The sequence below is a fragment of the Kocuria oxytropis genome, from assembly GCF_040981195.1.
Taxonomy (GTDB): Bacteria; Actinomycetota; Actinomycetes; order Actinomycetales; family Micrococcaceae; genus Kocuria; species Kocuria oxytropis.
Genome location: NZ_JAVFXA010000028.1, coordinates 1 through 16,316 on the forward strand (window position 1 = coordinate 1; position 16,316 = coordinate 16,316).

The 16,316-nt window shown below is 72.6% G+C and carries 12 protein-coding genes and 1 pseudogene; 3 read left to right on the plus strand and 10 right to left on the minus strand.

Annotated features, from left to right (window positions below; all coding sequences use genetic code 11):
* Positions 1–520 precede the first annotated feature (520 nt).
* Positions 521–1,894: a hypothetical protein gene (locus tag QYM41_RS16895; protein WP_368800937.1), complete on the minus strand. Its 1,374-nt coding sequence runs from the start codon at positions 1,892–1,894 to the stop codon at positions 521–523.
* A gap of 123 nt (positions 1,895–2,017) precedes the next feature.
* On the minus strand, positions 2,018–3,280 hold the full coding sequence (locus QYM41_RS16900) for a glycoside hydrolase family 6 protein (RefSeq protein ID WP_368800938.1): 1,263 nt from the start codon (positions 3,278–3,280) through the stop codon (positions 2,018–2,020).
* A gap of 194 nt (positions 3,281–3,474) precedes the next feature.
* Between QYM41_RS16900 and QYM41_RS17955 the strand changes: the two are divergent.
* Positions 3,475–3,799: pseudogene (locus QYM41_RS17955) on the plus strand (hypothetical protein); the annotation flags it as partial.
* Positions 3,800–3,923: 124 nt separating this feature from the next.
* Here the strand turns inward: QYM41_RS17955 and nhaA are convergent.
* Both nhaA and QYM41_RS16915 read right to left on the minus strand, forming a co-directional pair.
* Positions 3,924–5,216, minus strand: coding sequence for a Na+/H+ antiporter NhaA (gene nhaA, locus QYM41_RS16910; RefSeq protein WP_368800941.1), 1,293 nt, complete (start codon positions 5,214–5,216; stop codon positions 3,924–3,926).
* A gap of 131 nt (positions 5,217–5,347) precedes the next feature.
* Positions 5,348–5,845: a DUF2505 domain-containing protein gene (locus QYM41_RS16915; protein WP_368800942.1), complete on the minus strand. Its 498-nt coding sequence runs from the start codon at positions 5,843–5,845 to the stop codon at positions 5,348–5,350.
* Between the two features lie 247 nt (positions 5,846–6,092).
* Here QYM41_RS16915 and mfd point away from each other — a divergent pair, with 247 nt between their 5' ends.
* The gene (gene mfd, locus QYM41_RS16920; protein WP_368800943.1) at positions 6,093–9,812 is read left to right on the plus strand and encodes a transcription-repair coupling factor; all 3,720 of its coding nucleotides are present in this window, start codon (positions 6,093–6,095) and stop codon (positions 9,810–9,812) included.
* A gap of 122 nt (positions 9,813–9,934) precedes the next feature.
* Here mfd and QYM41_RS16925 read toward each other — a convergent pair whose 3' ends face one another.
* The 5 genes from QYM41_RS16925 to cobA form a co-directional block, all read right to left on the minus strand.
* A complete protein-coding gene (locus QYM41_RS16925) occupies positions 9,935–10,378 on the minus strand; it encodes a hypothetical protein (protein ID WP_017834202.1) in 444 nt (147 codons plus the stop codon).
* 177 nt (positions 10,379–10,555) lie between these two features.
* Positions 10,556–10,996 (minus strand): hypothetical protein, encoded by a 441-nt coding sequence (locus tag QYM41_RS16930; protein WP_017834203.1) that lies wholly within the window; start codon positions 10,994–10,996, stop codon positions 10,556–10,558.
* A 222-nt stretch (positions 10,997–11,218) separates the two neighbouring features.
* A complete protein-coding gene (deoC, locus tag QYM41_RS16935; RefSeq protein WP_017834204.1) occupies positions 11,219–11,872 on the minus strand; it encodes a deoxyribose-phosphate aldolase in 654 nt (217 codons plus the stop codon).
* A 374-nt stretch (positions 11,873–12,246) separates the two neighbouring features.
* A complete protein-coding gene (locus tag QYM41_RS16940) occupies positions 12,247–13,098 on the minus strand; it encodes a uroporphyrinogen-III synthase (RefSeq protein ID WP_368800944.1) in 852 nt (283 codons plus the stop codon).
* Positions 13,088–14,110 (minus strand): uroporphyrinogen-III C-methyltransferase, encoded by a 1,023-nt coding sequence (gene cobA, locus QYM41_RS16945; protein ID WP_368800946.1) that lies wholly within the window; start codon positions 14,108–14,110, stop codon positions 13,088–13,090. The genes QYM41_RS16940 and cobA overlap by 11 nt, the downstream gene beginning before the upstream one ends.
* Positions 14,111–14,253: 143 nt before the next feature.
* Here cobA and QYM41_RS16950 point away from each other — a divergent pair, with 143 nt between their 5' ends.
* A complete protein-coding gene (locus QYM41_RS16950) occupies positions 14,254–14,976 on the plus strand; it encodes a sirohydrochlorin chelatase (protein WP_368800947.1) in 723 nt (240 codons plus the stop codon).
* A 180-nt stretch (positions 14,977–15,156) separates the two neighbouring features.
* Here QYM41_RS16950 and QYM41_RS16955 read toward each other — a convergent pair.
* On the minus strand, positions 15,157–16,316 hold a 1,160-nt coding region (locus QYM41_RS16955), incomplete at its 5' end, for an amino acid permease (RefSeq protein ID WP_368800948.1).

Here is a 16,316-nt window from a genome sequence, read left to right on the forward strand (position 1 = left end):
CCACCAGGCATAGGTGTTCAGGTACAGCGTGGACGTCGCGATCGCGAACAACACCAGAGCGATGAGCACGACGATCATGGACAGCACTACAGCGAGCATCAGTTCCCCCAAGGACCTGCAAGTCGACAGAACAGGTGTTGGTCGGACAGACCGGTTACTGATGCGGGGGAAAAAATCCGTCAGGCCGTCACGCCGGCTCCGCGTTCCCCCGAACGCGTGGGTGGGCCGACGAGGCGGTCCGCCTCCCCCGGGCGGTCCGACACGAGTACAGCATGCCAGGTGGCACTGGCCTATGACCAGTCATCTAATTGCGGAGACAAACGTCACATCATGGCGGTATGCATGCATTTACGCTGGTCAGGCGTTTGCCGAGGTCTCGGCGGGACTTGTCGGGCGCGGTTCGCGGTGGTTTTGTCTCCACAAGCGGGGAGAGGCCGAGCGTGCCGTTGTCCCCACATCTGCGCTGGGACGGCCCTGAAACATTGCGACATGGGCGGACCGGGCCGGCGGCCGGCAGCGCTCACGTCCCCAGCAGGACGGTGGAGACCGTCATCGCGGGAGCCGGGAAGAGGATCCTCCCGCCCTGGTAGGTGCCGGAGCGGATCCGGAGCGGGTCCTGCCACTGTCCGCCCCCGGCATCAGCGGGGTCCATGCCGGGCACGGTCTGCCACACCTCGTAGGTCCCCGTGAGGGGTGCGCCCCGGAGAGCGAGCTCGACGTCCTGCGCCGAGTCCGGCGCCTTGTTGGCCAGGACCACGTTCCTCTCACCCGTGGAGGCGAAAACCTCCACCTCGGGCAGCGCGGTGGTGCATGTCGCCATGGACCCCGTGGGCCGGCGGAACAGGTTGCCACCCGTCCACATCTTGATCCCGAAGTACGAGGGGGTTCGCAGGCGCTGTCCGGCGGGCGCCCCGTGCTCCCCGTCGCCCGGGGTGATCAGCCCGAGGGGACCGTTGTGGTCGGCGTACTGGTGCGCCCAGCCGCCCTGCTCCACGATCCGGCCGATGGTGCAGGCCGCGGCCACGGTGTTCCTCGACGTGGAGAACTGGTGGGCCCCGTGTTCGGGCTCCTCGTAGTGCCACTTCCAGTTGTACTCGCCCAGCCGGACCGTCATCCGGCCCGCCGTGCTCGGCCGGGACGCGACGGCCCCGCGCAGCCACGTCATCGCGGCGGAGTAGCGGGACAGGTGCGCGCCCTCGTACATGTGGAAGTCCAGGACGTCGGCGTCGGCCCCGCAGGCGTCGAGGAAGGCGCTGTAGTTCGCCTCCTTGTAGTCCGCCCAGGTGACCAGTGCGGGACCGGCGATGCTCAGGGGCCGGGTCGTGGCCGCGCGCATCGCGGCCGCGACGGCGGGAAAGCCGGAGCCCCCCTTTCCCCCGTGGAGGTAGGCGTCCATGCCGAACGCCGCGTCGCCGCCGTTGTCCGGCTCGTTGCCGATGATCCAGTGCTCCACCGGCCCGCCGTGGCGCCCTCCGGCGTCGTTGAAGTGGCGCACCAGGGCCGCGGCGTCGGCGGCCCTGACGTCGTTGTCCCCGGTGGCGCCGCCCACCACCACCACGGGAGTGCCGCCGATGGACCGGATCGCGGCGACGTAGTCCCCGGCGTCGCCCGAGGAGCGCGCCCCGTGGGCCGAGGACCCCGGGCGGCCGCCGTTCCAGGTCAGCGGGATCCGCCAGGCCAGCGGTCCCAGCTCGCCCAGCGTGCTGCGCCAGGACCGCGACTCGGCCGCGGGTCCCTTGACGATGTTGACGGTGCGCGTGTCTCCCGCGTAGGTGGAGATGCAGGAGCCGAAGGAGAGTGCGCTCAGCCCGGTCCCGGGGTGCGCGGCGGCAAAGTCCACCGTGGTGTTCGCGGCGGGCGGGGCGCAGCCGGTCAGCAGGGCTGCGAGTCCCACGCCACCGGTACCTCTGAGGGCTTCGCGGCGAGTCGTCATGCCCTCGACCGTAGCGGGTCCGGCGTCCGTGGTTCACGCGCGGCTCGGCCCTGGCCGCGACGGGACCCGCACCCGGGCGTGCGCTCAGCCCGGGAAGGCGGGGTTCGCGTGCTCGATGAGGTCCAGTGCCTGCTGGGGGAACCACGCGCCCGCCGGCGGGTGCACCACGCCCCACACGGGGTCGGAGCCGTCCGGGCCCAGGTGGCTGCGGCACGCGCCGTCGGACTCGCCGGGGATCTTGATCCACCAGAAGGCGTCGGCGAGCTCGTGGCCGGTGTCCGTGGAGGGCAGGCGCCCGAGGCCCCGCGACGGCGGATTGCACCACGGCTGCAGGTCCTGGCCGGTGTCCTCCGGGATCCAGGGGCCCTGTCCGTTGCGGCTCGTGTCGACCACGAAGTGCGCCAGGTCCTCGGGCCCGGCGGGGCCTGAGGGAGCACCGTCCACGTGCTCGGCGTACCAGGCGTCGGTCCGCTCCCAGGTCGAGAAGTCGTCCTGGTTTGCCGGGTAGTACTGGCTCCCGCAGCCGGTGAAGTTGCCGGGATCGAGAGCGGTGCCGTAGTGGATGCACTTCGAGACCCAGGTGCCGTACTTGAGCTGCCGCTCGGTGGTCTCGTAGTTGGAGACGTTCAGCGCGAACCCGTCGGCGCGCTGCACGCCGGCCCGCACGAGCCGGTCCGCGGCCTCGCCCACGGCGAGCCATCCGCTGTGCGTGCCGTCGAGGTACACCCGGGTGCGAGGCCCGGCCTTGAGGGCGTCCACGGCGTGGTTGAGCATCTCCAGCCGGTCCGCGGCGGCGGTGGCGGGGTCGGCCCCCTCGGGGCGGCACGAGTCCGTGCTCCCGTCTGCCCCGGTGTACCACGGGATCAGGCCCAGGGCGTCGGGCTCGAGGACGACCACGGCCTCCCGGTCCTGGATGCCGGCGGCGAAGGCGTCGATCCAGGCCTTGTACTCGGTCACGCCGTCCGTTCCCCCGGAGGAGTACTGGGAGCAGTCGCGGAAGGGCAGGTTGTAGGCCACCAGCACGGGCACCTGTCCCTCCTTCGCCGCGAGCCGCGTGCTGCGGCGCACCTGCTGCCGTACCTCCCGCGGGGTGCCCGAGACCACCCACTGAGCCTGCGGGGTCGCGGCCAACCGGCGTAGGCCGTCCGCCGCGGCCTGGTCCCCGGCGGCTTCCAGCTCGTCCGCCTGGCGCAAGGACTCACGCACGTGGTGGGGCTGCTGGTCGCGGGGCGTCATGAGGTCCATGGTGCCTGCCTGCGCCGGCAGGCCCAACAGGCCGGCTCCGGCAAGGAGGGCGACTATGGCCACCATCGCGCGCGGCGGGGCGTGGGGGGATCGTCCGAGCATGGGGGGTCCTCCGGAAAGGAGACTGGGCGTGGGGGCGCTCCGGCAGAGCAATAGATCGATTTCGATGTAGATCTATGGTGCGAGTCTCTTCGTCCCGGCCGAGGACGTCAATGGACGAAGGTCTGGACCTGCGGCGGAGCCGGACCGGAGGCGGTTGCGACAGCCCTGGACCGGGGACCTGCCGGTGCGGCGCCCTCGACGTGCTGCGACGGCAGGCCGGCCCGGACGCCGAACGCCCGCTGCGGGTGGTCACGGTCCCGATCCGCTCCGTGCTCCAGCCCGTCGTCGAAGGCCTGGGCGAGATAGCCTCGGTGCGCTTCGCCTGCGGGGGAGGAGTTCGACTTCGACGCCGCCGTGACCGCGCTCGCCGAGGCCGCCTACGCCCGGGTGGACATGGTCACCCGGCGCGGGGAGTTCGCCGTGCGCGGTGGGATCATCGACGTCTTCTCCCCGGTGGAGGACCACCCGGTGCGGATCGAGTTCTTCGGCGACGAGGTCGACGAGCTGCGCTGGTCCGCCAGCTGAGCTGAGCAATCAACCAGGCGCACATGGATGCTTCGTCTCGAGAGCGCTCATGAACCATGAGCACACAACCACCCGCCGATCAGCTCCTATGGATAGTTGTCAATACAGGGGTGTGCGGTCATGCGGCGTCGAGCTTGTCGACCTCCACGCCCTGCAGACGCAGCTTCTTGTAGTGGGCGTTGCGCACGGCCAGCAGGGAGCCACCGATGATGGCGGCGATCGCCGAGCCGGTGAGGATGCCGACCTTCGCGTGCTCGTTGTGGGGGCTGTCCACGCCGAAGCTCAGCTCCGCCACCAGCAGGGAGACGGTGAAGCCGATGCCCGCGACCATGGCCAACCCGCCCAGGTCCAGCCAGGTGTAGTCGTCGTCCTTCGTGGCGGGGGTGAAGCGGTCCATGAGCCAGGCCGCGCTGAAGATGCCGATCAGCTTGCCCAGGACCAGGCCCAGGACGATGCCGATCGCCACGGGGTCGGTCAGGGAGCTCACCACACCGTCCACGCCGCCCACGGCCACGCCGGCGGCGAAGAACGCGAACACCGGGATGGCCAGCCCGTTGGACAGCGGCCGGAAGCGGTGCTCCAGGGCGGGGGCCAGGCCCAGCTCGGGCTCCTCCTGGCGGATCACCCGCGGGGCGACCTTCTTGACCGGGACCGCGAACCCGAGCAGCACGCCGGCGATGGTGGCGTGGATGCCGGCCTCCAGGACGAAGAGCCAGGTGACCACGCCGATGGGCAGGAGGATGACCCAAGCCGCCCAGTGGTGCTGCATGAAGAAGTCGGGGAACTTCTGCGCCAGGAAGGTGTAGAGCCCCAGCGGGACGAGCGCCAGCAGCAGGTACAGCGCGCGGAGGTCGTCGGTGTAGACGAAGGCGATGATGACGATGGCGATGAGGTCGTCCACCACCGCGAGGGTCAGCAGGAAGGTGCGCATGGCCACGGGCAGCGACGCCCCGACCACGGCGAGCACGGAGACCGCGAAGGCGATGTCGGTGGCGGTGGGGATCGCCCAGCCGTCGATGGTGGAGGGATCCCCGTTGTTGACCATGTTGACCACCACGTAGATGAGCGCGGGGACGATCACCCCGCCCACGGCCGCGACCACGGGCAGGATCGCCTTCTTGATGTTGCGCAGCTCGCCGTCCACGAACTCGGTCTTGAGCTCCAGGCCCACCAGGAAGAAGAAGATGGCCAGCAGGCCCTCGGAGGCCCACTCGCCCACGGTGTGGTCCAGGCCGGGGAAGTCGATGCCGATGTGGGTGTCCCGCAGGCCGAAGTAGCCCTCGGCCAGGGGGGAGTTGGCGATCACGAGCGCCGAGAGCATCGCGACCAGCAGCAGCACACCGCCCACGAGGTCCTTGCGGAGGAAGTTGCCCAGACCGGGCCCGTGCTGGTCCGTCTCGCCTGCGCTCACGGTCGGACTCCTGTTCGTCGTCGGGGAAGATCAGGGGTCAGTCTACGACCGCGCTGTGAGCGGGGTTACCGGCCGGGCGGGAGTGCGTCGCCGACGCGGTCTGGCACACGGCGTCCGGAAGCCGCGGGGGCTCAGCGGTTGGCGAGCCAGGCCTCGGCCTCCTGGGACTGCAGGGACAGGGCCTTGCCGATGAACGGCTCGGCGGCCTCGGCGACCATCTTGCCCACGAACGGGATGTTCGCCTTCACCACGCAGTGCACGTGCACGTCGGTGGTCTCGCCCTGCGGGGTGAGGGTCTGGGTGGCGGAGCCGGAGACCGGCAGGGCACCCACGGAGATCTCGGTGCGCACCACCCGGATGCCCTCCGCGTCCGCGGTGGCGTAGCTGTCCACCTGGGTGAGCTGGACCGAGGAGCCCACGAACTTCCGGGCCATCTCGGGCAGCCGGTCCGCGGCCATGGTCCGCACGGTGGTCACGGCGAACTGGGCCTCGACGTCCCCGACGACCTCCACCGACTCCAGGGTGGCCCCGGCGCGGTGGGTCACGTGCCGGATGAACTCCTCGTCGGAGAAGGTCACCACCACCTGCTGGACGGGCGCGGGGACGGTGGCGGAGGCGGTGACGGCCATGGAGGGCTCCTCGGTAGCGGCGGTTCGGCGGCCGCGGGGAACCGGCGGCCGGGACGTGCTCCCATGGTAGGCGGGACCGGGCCGGCGCTCCCCGTGGCGGGAGTCCGGGACGAAGGAGCGCGGCCCGGACCCCTGTCGGGGCCCGGGAGTAAGCTGGGTCCCGCGAACGTTGGTACCGACAGCCTCTGTGTCCCACAGTCCTGTGCTCCACCAGCACCCCTTCAGCGTCCCAGGAGACTGCTCACCCATGACCTTGTCCGGACTGCTCGCCGCCCTCGGGGCGGAGCGCTCCTTCGCCAATCTCCGCACCCAGGCCGGTCTGCCGCCGGGGGAGCGCAGCGCCGAGACCGTGATCAGCGCCCCGGACGGGATGCGCGCGGTGCTCACCGCCCAGCTGCGGACCGCCCTGGACGACGCCCCGGCCCCGGCCGAGGGCCGCGCCCCGGTGCTGCTGGCCGTGACCGCGACCGGCCGGGAGTCCGAGGACCTCGCCGCGGCCCTGGGTGCGTACCTGCCGGCCGGGGAGGTCGCGGAGTTCCCGGCGTGGGAGACCCTGCCGCACGAGCGGCTCTCGCCGCGCTCGGACACCGTGGGCCGCCGTCTGGACGTGCTGCGCCGGCTGGCCGGGCGCGACGCCGAGCGCCCGCTGCGGGTGCTCACGGCCCCGGTGCGCTCCGTGCTCCAGCCCGTCGTCGAGGGTCTGGGGGACATGGACCCGGTGCGGTTCGTGCGCGGGGAGGAGCTCGACTTCGACGCCGCGGTCACCGCCCTCGCCCAGGCCGCCTACGCCCGGGTGGACATGGTCACCCGGCGCGGGGAGTTCGCCGTGCGCGGCGGGATCATCGACGTCTTCTCCCCGGTGGAGGACCACCCGGTGCGGATCGAGTTCTTCGGGGACGAGGTCGACGAGCTGCGCTGGTTCGCCGTGGCGGACCAGCGCACCCTGAGCACCGGCGACCACCCGGACCGGCTCGTGGCCCCGCCGTGCCGCGAGGTGCTCATCACCCCGTCCGTGATGTCCCGGGCCGCGAAGCTGAAGGACTCCCTGCCCGGCGCGGAGTCGATGCTCGAGCGGATCGCCGGCGGCATCTACGTGGAGGGCATGGAGTCCCTGGCGCCGCTGCTGGTGGACGGCCTGGTGCCCGTGCTCTCCCTGCTCCCGCCCGGCTCGCTCGTGGTGGTCATGGAGCCCGAGAAGGTCCGCACCCGCGCCCACGACCTCGTGGCCACCAACGAGGAGTTCCTGCTCGCCGCCTGGGACTCCGCCTCGGACGGGCAGTCCGCACCCATCGACCTCGGCTCCGCCGAGCACGTTGCCCGGGCCGACGACGGCGAAGGGCGCACCCTGGCCTCCGGGTCCTTCCAGACCCTCGCCGAGGCCCGGGCCACCGCGCTGGGGACCGGCCTCGGCTGGTGGGCCGTGACCGCGCTGAACGTCAACGCGGTGGCCGGCCAGGACGTGGACGCGGACACCGCCGCGGAGGACATCGCGCTCATCGACTCGGACGCGGACACCCTCACCGTGGCCGCCCGGGACCCGCTGGGCTTCCACGGCGACGTCGAGGCGATGCTCGAGTTCCTGCAGGGGCGGGTGTCCGACGGCTGGCGCGTCGTCGCCGTCACGGAGGGCCCCGGCCCGCTGTCCCGGATCGCGGAGCTGCTGCACGAGGCGGGCATCCCCGCCGCCCGCCGGGAGACGTTGACCGAGGAGCCCCAGCCCGGGATCGTGGAGCTGACCACCGCGGTGGCCGGCAAGGGCTTCGCCCTGGACGGCCCGCGGATCGTGCTGCTCACCGAGGCGGACCTGCTCGGCAAGGCCAGCCCCTACACCACCAAGGACATGCGCAAGCTCCCGGTGCGGCGCAAGCGCAACGCCGTGGACCCCCTGGCGCTGAGCCAGGGCGACTTCGTGGTGCACGAGCAGCACGGCATCGGCCAGTTCGTGGAGCTCATCCAGCGGCCGATCGCCGGGGCGATGATCAAGCCCGGCCAGCCCAAGCCCGTGCGCGAGTACCTGGTGCTCGAGTACGCCCCCTCCAAGCGCAACGGCCCGCGGGACCGGCTGTTCGTGCCCACCGACCAGTTGGACCAGGTCACCAACTACGTGGGCGGGGAGACCCCGACCCTGTCCAAGATGGGCGGGACGGACTGGACCAAGACCAAGCGCGCCGCCAAGAAGGCCGTCCGGGACATCGCCAACGAGCTGATCCGGCTGTACTCGGCGCGGATGGCCTCCCGCGGCCACGCCTTCGCGGGGGACACCCCGTGGCAGCGCGAGCTCGAGGAGGCGTTCCCCTACATCGAGACGCCGGACCAGCTGACCACCATCGACGAGGTCAAGGCGGACATGGAGCGGGAGGTCCCCATGGACCGGCTGATCTCCGGGGACGTGGGCTACGGCAAGACCGAGGTGGCCGTGCGCGCGGCGTTCAAGGCCGTGCAGGACGGCAAGCAGGTCGCCGTGCTCGTGCCCACCACGCTGCTGGCCCAGCAGCACGCCGAGACGTTCACCGAGCGCTTCTCCGGCTTCCCGGTGCGCCTGGCCGCGCTCTCCCGGTTCCAGACCGCCAAGGAGACCAAGGAGACGCTCGCCGGGCTGAAGGACGGGACGATCGACGTGGTGATCGGCACGCACCGGCTGCTGTCCAAGGAGGTCCAGTTCAAGGACCTCGGCCTGGTGGTCATCGACGAGGAGCAGCGCTTCGGCGTGGAGCACAAGGAGAAGCTCAAGGCGATGCGCACCAACGTGGACGTCCTGGCGATGTCCGCGACCCCCATCCCGCGCACCCTCGAGATGTCGCTGACCGGCATCCGCGAGACCTCCACCCTGGCCACCCCGCCGGAGGAGCGCCACCCCGTGCTGACCTACGTGGGCGCCTACACCGACAAGCAGGTCTCCGCCGCGGTGCGGCGCGAGCTCATGCGCGAGGGCCAGGTGTTCTACATCCACAACCGGGTGTCCTCGATCGAGCGCAAGGCCAAGGAGATCGCCGAGCTCGTGCCCGAGGCGCGGATCGCGGTGGCGCACGGGCAGATGTCCGAGTCCCGGCTCGAGCAGATCATCGTGGACTTCTGGGAGAAGAAGTTCGACGTCCTGGTGTGCACCACCATCGTGGAGACCGGCCTGGACATCGCCAACGCCAACACCCTGATCGTCGACGGCGCGGACCGCTACGGCCTCTCGCAGCTCCACCAGCTGCGCGGGCGCGTGGGCCGCGGCCGGGAGCGGGCCTACGCCTACTTCCTGTACCAGGCCGAGAAGCCGCTCTCCGAGACGGCGCTGGAGCGGCTCAAGGCCGTCGCCGCCCACAACGAGCTCGGCGCCGGCATGCAGCTGGCCGTCAAGGACCTCGAGATCCGCGGCGCCGGCAACCTGCTGGGCGGGGAGCAGTCCGGGCACATCGCCGGGGTGGGCTTCGACATGTACCTGCGCCTGGTGGGCGAGGCCGTCGCCGAGTACCGCGGCGAGGAGGACGAGCGGCCCACCGAGATGAAGATCGAGCTGCCGGTCAACGCCTATCTGCCGCACGACTACGTCCCGGGGGAGCGGCTGCGCCTGGAGGCCTACCGCAACCTCGCCAACGCGGCCACGGAGGAGGCGATCCAGGAGGTCGCCGACGAGCTCGTGGACCGCTACGGCGAGGTGCCCGAGCCCGTGCAGAACCTGCTCGAGGTCGCCCGCTTCCGCGTGGCCGCCCGCGCCGCCGGCCTCACCGACGTGGCGGCGCAGGGCAACATGGTCCGCTTCGCCCCGGCCGACCTGCCCGAGTCCCGGCAGATGCGCCTGACCCGCCTCTACCCGGGCGCGCAGATCAAGACGGTGCCCGGCACCGAGACCACTCAGGTGCTGATCCCCAAGCCCAAGACCGAGCGGATCGGCGGCAAGGACCTCGTGGACGGCGCCGTGCTCGCCTGGGCCCGCGGCGTGGTCGAGGCCGTCTTCGCGAAGGAGCCGGCCACGGCCTGATCCGTCAGCCCAGCCTCCGCAGTCCGGTCCACCGGGCACGGAAAAGGTCCCCTCCCGCGGTGGGAGGGGACCTTTGAGGTGCGAGCGGTCGTCGGGTCGTCGTCGTCGGACCCGGCGCGGCCCTACTCGACGTTCTTGCCGTACTTGTCGCCGTGGTGGACGGCCGCGGTCTTGGCGTCGCGCTCGCGGGCGTCGCGGGGGCCGTCGTCGAACGCGGCGGCGGTGCGGCCGCGGCCCATCTCGGGGACCTCGGTGGTCGACGGGACGTCCATGAGGACCGTGCGCCCGCCGAAGGCCTTCTTGGCGGTGCTGTTCTGCAGGATGCCCACCGGGATGAGCAGTGCCAGAGCGTAGAGGCCCAGGCCGAGGATCCAGATCAGCGGGCTGTTCGGGTAGCTGGCGAAGGCGATGAAGCTGCCGATCATGATGGCCATGCACAGCGCGAGGAACACGAAGTTGTTGACCGTGCGTCCCTGACCGGAGTGCGAGCGCACGGTGGCGCCGCCGCTGCGGCCGGTCGACGCGTCCGCCGAGGCGCTGGTGGAGGACTGGGCTCTGTTGGCCATGGATCTAACCCTTCTGGCGGTGGGAGGCGGCCGGTCACGGGCGGCCGCGAAGCATTCCCGGCCAGTCTAGTCGCACCGACCGACGCCCGGATGCTCCTCGCGACCGCCCCCTCCGGAACGACGACGGCCCCCTGCCGCGGATGCGGGAGGGGGCCGTCGGTCGTTGTGCGGGACGGGCTACTGGGTCGCCTTGCCCAGGGTGTCGTCTTTGTGCTCGGCGCGGACCTCGGCGTCCCGGGTGCCGATGTTGCGGGGCGGGTCCGGGAAGGCCGCCGCGGTGGTCGGCTCGCCGGCGACCTCCGTGCTCGGCGGGACGTGCATGAGGATGGTGCGCCCGCCCTCGGCCTTCTTCGCGGTGCTGTTCTGCAGAAGGCTCACGGGGATCAGCAGTGCCAGGGCGTAGAGGCCCAGGCCGACGAACCAGATCAGCGGGCTGTTGGGGTAGCTGGCGAAGGCGATGAAGCTGCCGATCATGATCGCCATGCACAGGACGAGGAACACGAAGTTGTTGACCGTGCGTCCCTGGCCCGAGTGGGAGCGGACGGTGGCGCCGCCGCTGCGACCGCTGGGCGTCGCGTCCGCCGCGGTGCTGGTGGACGACTGGGCTCGGTTGGCCATGGATCCAATCCTTCTGACTATGGGAGCGGCCGGCCACGGCGGCCGCGGGGCGTTCGGGGCCAGTCTAGTCGCTCGGGCGCGGCCCGCGGCGGTGCCCGGCGGAGGGCGCGGCGGGCCCCGATGAGGGCGCGGTGAAGCCCGGTCGCTGCGGCCGGCCGGGCGGGCCCGGAGCGCTCCGCGGGGCTGGACCCGATGCGCGGCCGCCCGGCGGGCGCGTCGGACTCAGCCGAGGAGGGCGGGACCGCTGCTGGCGCCGATCCGGGAGGCGCCGGCCTCGATCATCGCCAGGGCGTCCTCGCGGGTGCGGATCCCGCCGGAGGCCTTGACGCCGATGTCCGGGCCCACGGTGGCGCGCATCAGCCGGACGTCCGCCACGGTGGCCCCGGCGGTCGAGAAGCCCGTGGAGGTCTTCACGTAGTCCGCGCCGGCGGCCACGGCGGCCTCGCAGGCCAGGACCTTCTGCTCGTCGGTCAGCAGGCACGTCTCGATGATCACCTTGAGCCGGGCCCCGCCCCGGTGGGCGGCCTCGGCCACGGCGCGCACATCGGCCTCGACCCGCTCGCGCTCGCCGGCGCGGGCGGCGGCGATGTCGATGACCATGTCGATCTCGTCGGCCCCGGCGGCCACGGCCGTGGCGGTTTCGAACGCCTTGACCTCCGTGGCGGACGCGCCCAGCGGGAAGCCGACCACGGCACAGGTCAGCACGTCGCTGCCCGCGAGCTGCTTCCGCACGAACGGCGTCCACAGCGGGTTGGTGCACACCGAGGCGAAGCCGTACTGCCTGGCCTCCGCGCACAGGGTGGCGATCTGCTCGCGGGACGCCTCCGGCTTGAGCAGCGTGTGGTCGACGTAGGAGGCGAGCTGAGGGGTGGTCACGGGCGGCCTTTCGACAGGACGGGCGGGTCGCGCCCAGCCTACCGGCCGCCGCCGGGAGACCCCGATGATGCCCCCTCGGCGGACCCGGCTCACGGCCCGGCGGAAGACCCTGCGGAGAGGCGGCGGCACCGTCGGACCGGGGGCCGTGACCATTCCGACACAATTACATCAGGAAAGTGTTCGCTAATCAGGCGTGATCTGCTACATTCGGTGCACGGCGAACAAAATGTCCGCCTGACCTGCGGCCTTGGCGGTTGCCGAGCGGTCGCAGGGGTGCGTCGGGATACCCCCGGTTTCCCTGACCCCCGTCCTGGCGCGCCCCCGCAACCGTCCCGCGCTCGCCCAGGCGCCGGGTGCGCCCGCGGTCGGAGCGGCTACCGCCCGTCGTCGTCGGGCTGCGCGCCGGACAGGGCATCCGTGAGCTGCTTGAGCATCGCGCCCATCCGGAACCGCTCCGGCACGAGCGGCTCGATCCCGAGCTCCAGCAGCGGCGCGGCCGTCACGGGCCCCACGGTCGCGGCGAGCATCCCGCCGCGGAACGCCGCCAGCAGCTCCTCGTGCAGCCCCAGCTCCTCGGCCGTGCTGAACAGCGCGTCCACGGCCGGGGCGGCGGTGAAAGTCACGGCGTCCACCCGCCCGGCCGCGGCCTCGCGCACGAGCACGGACACCTGCCCGGCGTCGTCGGCGGAGGCCCACCGGTAGGGGGTCACGGTGAGCACGCGGGCCCCGGCATCGGTGAGCCGGCGGCGCTGGACCACGTCGGCGATCCCGTGCAGCTGCAGGCCGATCGTGCGCCCGGTGAGGTCCCCGCCGTGCTCGGCCAGGACGAGGTCCACGAGCCCGGCGGTGGTCTCGTCCGCGGACATCCCGGCGTCCTCCAGGCCCAGGCCGCGCACCGCACCCCGGCCCTTGGGCCCGCGCACGTAGACGGCGGCCTCGCGCAGGCACAGCAGCAGGTCCGCGTCGAAGCCCTGGGCCACGGCGGCGTCGTGCCAGCGGCGCAGGCCGTAGCCGGTGGTCAGCAGCACGAGGTCCGGGCGGGCCTCGAACATCGCCCGGGAGGCGGCCGCGAGCCCGGCGTCCTCGCCGACCGGCTCCACGCGCAGGGCGGGGGCGTGCAGCACGCGGGCGCCGCGGCGCTCGAGGGCGGCGATCTGGTCCTCGGAGCGGCGGTGTGCGGTCACGCCCACCACTCGGCCGGCCAGCGGCAGGTCCTCAGCAGCCATGGGCGGTGACCTCCGCGAGGAACGCGTCCCGCTCGGCGGTCGCCAGGCGGACCACGGGACCGACGACGACGACGGCGGGCGAGCCGCAGCCCGCCGCCGCCGTGTCGGCGACCGCGGTGGCGAGCGTGCTGATCGTGGAGCGCTGCCGGTCGGTGAAGCCACGCTCCACCACCGCCAGCGGGGTCCTCGGATCGGCGCCGTTCCGGACGAGGCCGGCCACGAGGTGGGGGAGGGTGGCCACGCCCATGAGCACCACGAGGGTGCCCCCGCCGGCGCCGAGGCCGGCGAAGTGGGCGAGCTCCGCCTCGGAGAACGGCACGTGCCCGGAGGCGACCGTGAACATCCGGGAGACCTCGCGGAAGGTCACGGGGATCCCGGCCGCGCCCGGCACCGAGACCGCGCTGGTGATGCCCGGGACCACGTCCACGGGGATGCCGTGGGCGGCGCACGCGGCGAGCTCCTCGGCGCCGCGGCCGAAGACGTAGGGGTCCCCGCCCTTGAGCCGCACCACCGAGCGGCCCGCCAGGGCGTGCTCCACCATGAGGTCCTGGATCTGGGACTGCGGGACCGGGTGGTGGCCGGGGGTCTTGCCGACCGGGACGATCTCGGCGCCGGGGGCCGCGGCGGTCACCGCGCCCGAGGGGGCGAGCCGGTCGACGAACACCACGTCGGCGTCCTGCAGGGCCGCCACGGCGCGCACGGTGAGCAGGTCGTCCGCGCCGGGGCCGCCGCCGACCAGGGTCACCCGGCCGCCGGTGCGGGCCGCGGGCTCCTGCACCACGGGCACGCGGGCGCCGGCCGCGTCCAGGGCCTCGCGCCAGCGCTGCGCCGCCGGGCCCACGACCACGGCGAGCGCGACGCCCGCGAGGTCCGCCGGGCCGAGCAGCGCGGGCTCGGCCACGGAGCGGACGGCGGCACCGGCCGCCTCGTAGCGGCGCCGGGCGCGGCGGGTGTCGTCCGGGGCGCCGAGGACGAGCACCGGGACTCCGGTGAGGTCGGCGGTCAACAGCATGCGGTCCTCCAGGGGGAGAGCGGGGGTCGTGGCGGGCCGGCCGCCACTACCAGGATGCGGCACGCGTGTTACAGCACGGTTGCCCCCGTGACGTCGCGTGACGCCGGCGGCCGCTGCGGGCGGTCTTTCGTAGGCTGGGATCCATGACGACTGCTGACGCCCCGGTCCTGCTCGCCTGCGCCCACGGCACCCGCTCCCCGGCCGGGCGCACCGCCGTGCAGCGCCTCGTGGACGCCGTCGCCGTCGAGCTGCCGGACGTCGAGGTGGTGCCCACCTGGGTGGACGTGCAGACCCCCGACCTGGCCGAGCGCACCGAGCAGTACGCCGGGCGCCCCGCGGTGGTGGTCCCGCTGCTGCTCTCCGCCGGCTACCACGTCTACGTGGACGTGGCCGAGGCGGTCGCCGCCGACGACCTCCACCGGGTCTCGGCCGCCCTGGGCCCGGACCGGGCGCTGGCCCGGCTGCTCGCCCGGCGGGTGCACGAGGCGTGCACGGCCGCCGGGGCGCCGCTGGGGGAGCACGACGCCGTGGTGCTGGCCACCGCCGGGTCCTCGGACCGCCGCGCGGTGGCCGACTGCGCCACGGTGGCAGAGCAGCTGGCCGAGGAGCTGGGGCATCCCGTGACCGTGTCCTACCTGGCCGCCGCGCGCCCCCGCGTGGCCGAGGCGGTGGCCGACGCCCGGGCCGGCCTGGCGGCGGAGGGCCGCGTCGTCGTCGCCAACTACCTGCTGGCCCCCGGCTACTTCCTGGACCTCTCCCGGAAGGCCGGCGCGGACGTGGACACCGAGCCGCTGGCCGTGCCCGAGGGCGAGGTCCCGCCCGAGCTCGTGGACGTGGTGGTCTCCCGCTACCGCTCGGTGGCCTGATCTCCCCGCCCGCGCGTCACTCACCCGGTGCGGCGAGTCCCCAGTCCTGTCGCGTATCTCCACGGTTAAACCTGGGGATACGCGACAGGACTGGGGACTCGGCGGAAAAGCCGCCCGGTCTCTGGGGGCTCGGCGGGAGTGCTGGCTCGGAGCGTGGGGGCTCGGCGCGGGGAGTGCTGGTCAGTCGCGGACGCGGGTGAGGTCGGCGTCCTCGTAGCGGACCATCCTCGAGCCCGTCACCAGGCGGTGGCCCAGCCACAGGGCCAGGAACAGCGGCAGGCCGATGTAGGCGGTCAGCGCGGCCATCAGGTCCATGTCGCCGATGAACGCCTGGTAGTTCTGCCCGAGGATCACCACGGCGCACAGCACGAGCGCCACCACCGGGCCGAGCGGGAAGAACCGCGCCCGGTAGGGGAGGTCGGCGAGGTCGTGGCCCTGGGCGGTGTAGGCCTTGCGGAACCGGTAGTGGCTCCAGGCGATGCCCATCCACACGATGAACCCGGCCAGCCCCGAGGCGCTGACCAGCCACACGTAGGCGTCCCCGTCCCCGATGAAGGTGGTGAGGAAGGACGCCCCACCCACCAGGGTGGTGGCGATCAGGGCGTTCATGGGCACCCCGCGGCGGTTGACCTTCCCCAGGAACTTCGGGGCCTTGCCGCCCTCGGCCAGCGCCCAGAGCATGCGGGTGGAGGCGTAGAGCCCGGAGTTGCCGGCGGAGAGGATGGCGGTGAGGATCACCGCGTTCATCACCGAGGCAGCCGCCAGGACGCCCGCGTTCTGGAAGACCAGCGTGAAGGGGGAGATGGAGATGTCCTCGACCCCGCTCGTGAGCAGGTTGGGGCTGGTGTAGGGGATGAGGAAGCCGATCACGGTGATGGCGCCCACGTAGAAGAGCAGGATGCGCACGAACACGGTCCGGATGGCCCGGGGCACGTTCTTCTCGGGGTCCTCGGCCTCGCCGGCGGCGACGCCGACCAGCTCGGTGCCCTGGAAGGAGAACCCGGCCACCATGAAGATCGCCAGGATGCCGAGGCCGCCGCCCACGAAGGGCGCCTCGCCGGTGGTCCAGTTGCTGAAGCCGGGCGACTCCCCGCCCAGGATGCCCACGATCATCAGGATGCCGAGCCCCAGGAAGAGCACCACCGTGACGACCTTCACCAGGGAGAACCAGAACTCGCTCTCGCCGTAGGCCCGGGCGCTCAGCGCGTTGAGCGCGAACAGGATCGCCAGGAAGGACCCGGACCAGATCCACGAGGGCACGTCCGGGAACCAGTAGCGCATGATCAGGGCGGCGGCCACGAGCTCGGCGGCCACGGTGATCGCCCAGTTGTACCAGTAGT

Bases quoted from the DNA above. Each gene is read 5' to 3' on its own strand.
- QYM41_RS16940 (WP_368800944.1), bottom strand. From the start codon at position 13,098: ATGGCTGCTGAGGACCTGCCGCTGGCCGGCCGAGTGGTGGGCGTGACC.
- QYM41_RS16930 (WP_017834203.1), bottom strand. From the start codon at position 10,996: ATGGCCAACCGAGCCCAGTCGTCCACCAGCACCGCGGCGGACGCGACG.
- QYM41_RS16950 (WP_368800947.1), top strand. From the start codon at position 14,254: ATGACGACTGCTGACGCCCCGGTCCTGCTCGCCTGCGCCCACGGCACC.
- QYM41_RS16915 (WP_368800942.1), bottom strand. From the start codon at position 5,845: ATGGCCGTCACCGCCTCCGCCACCGTCCCCGCGCCCGTCCAGCAGGTG.
- mfd (WP_368800943.1), top strand. From the start codon at position 6,093: ATGACCTTGTCCGGACTGCTCGCCGCCCTCGGGGCGGAGCGCTCCTTC.
- QYM41_RS16900 (WP_368800938.1), bottom strand. From the start codon at position 3,280: ATGCTCGGACGATCCCCCCACGCCCCGCCGCGCGCGATGGTGGCCATA.
- QYM41_RS16925 (WP_017834202.1), bottom strand. From the start codon at position 10,378: ATGGCCAACAGAGCCCAGTCCTCCACCAGCGCCTCGGCGGACGCGTCG.
- cobA (WP_368800946.1), bottom strand. From the start codon at position 14,110: ATGCTGTTGACCGCCGACCTCACCGGAGTCCCGGTGCTCGTCCTCGGC.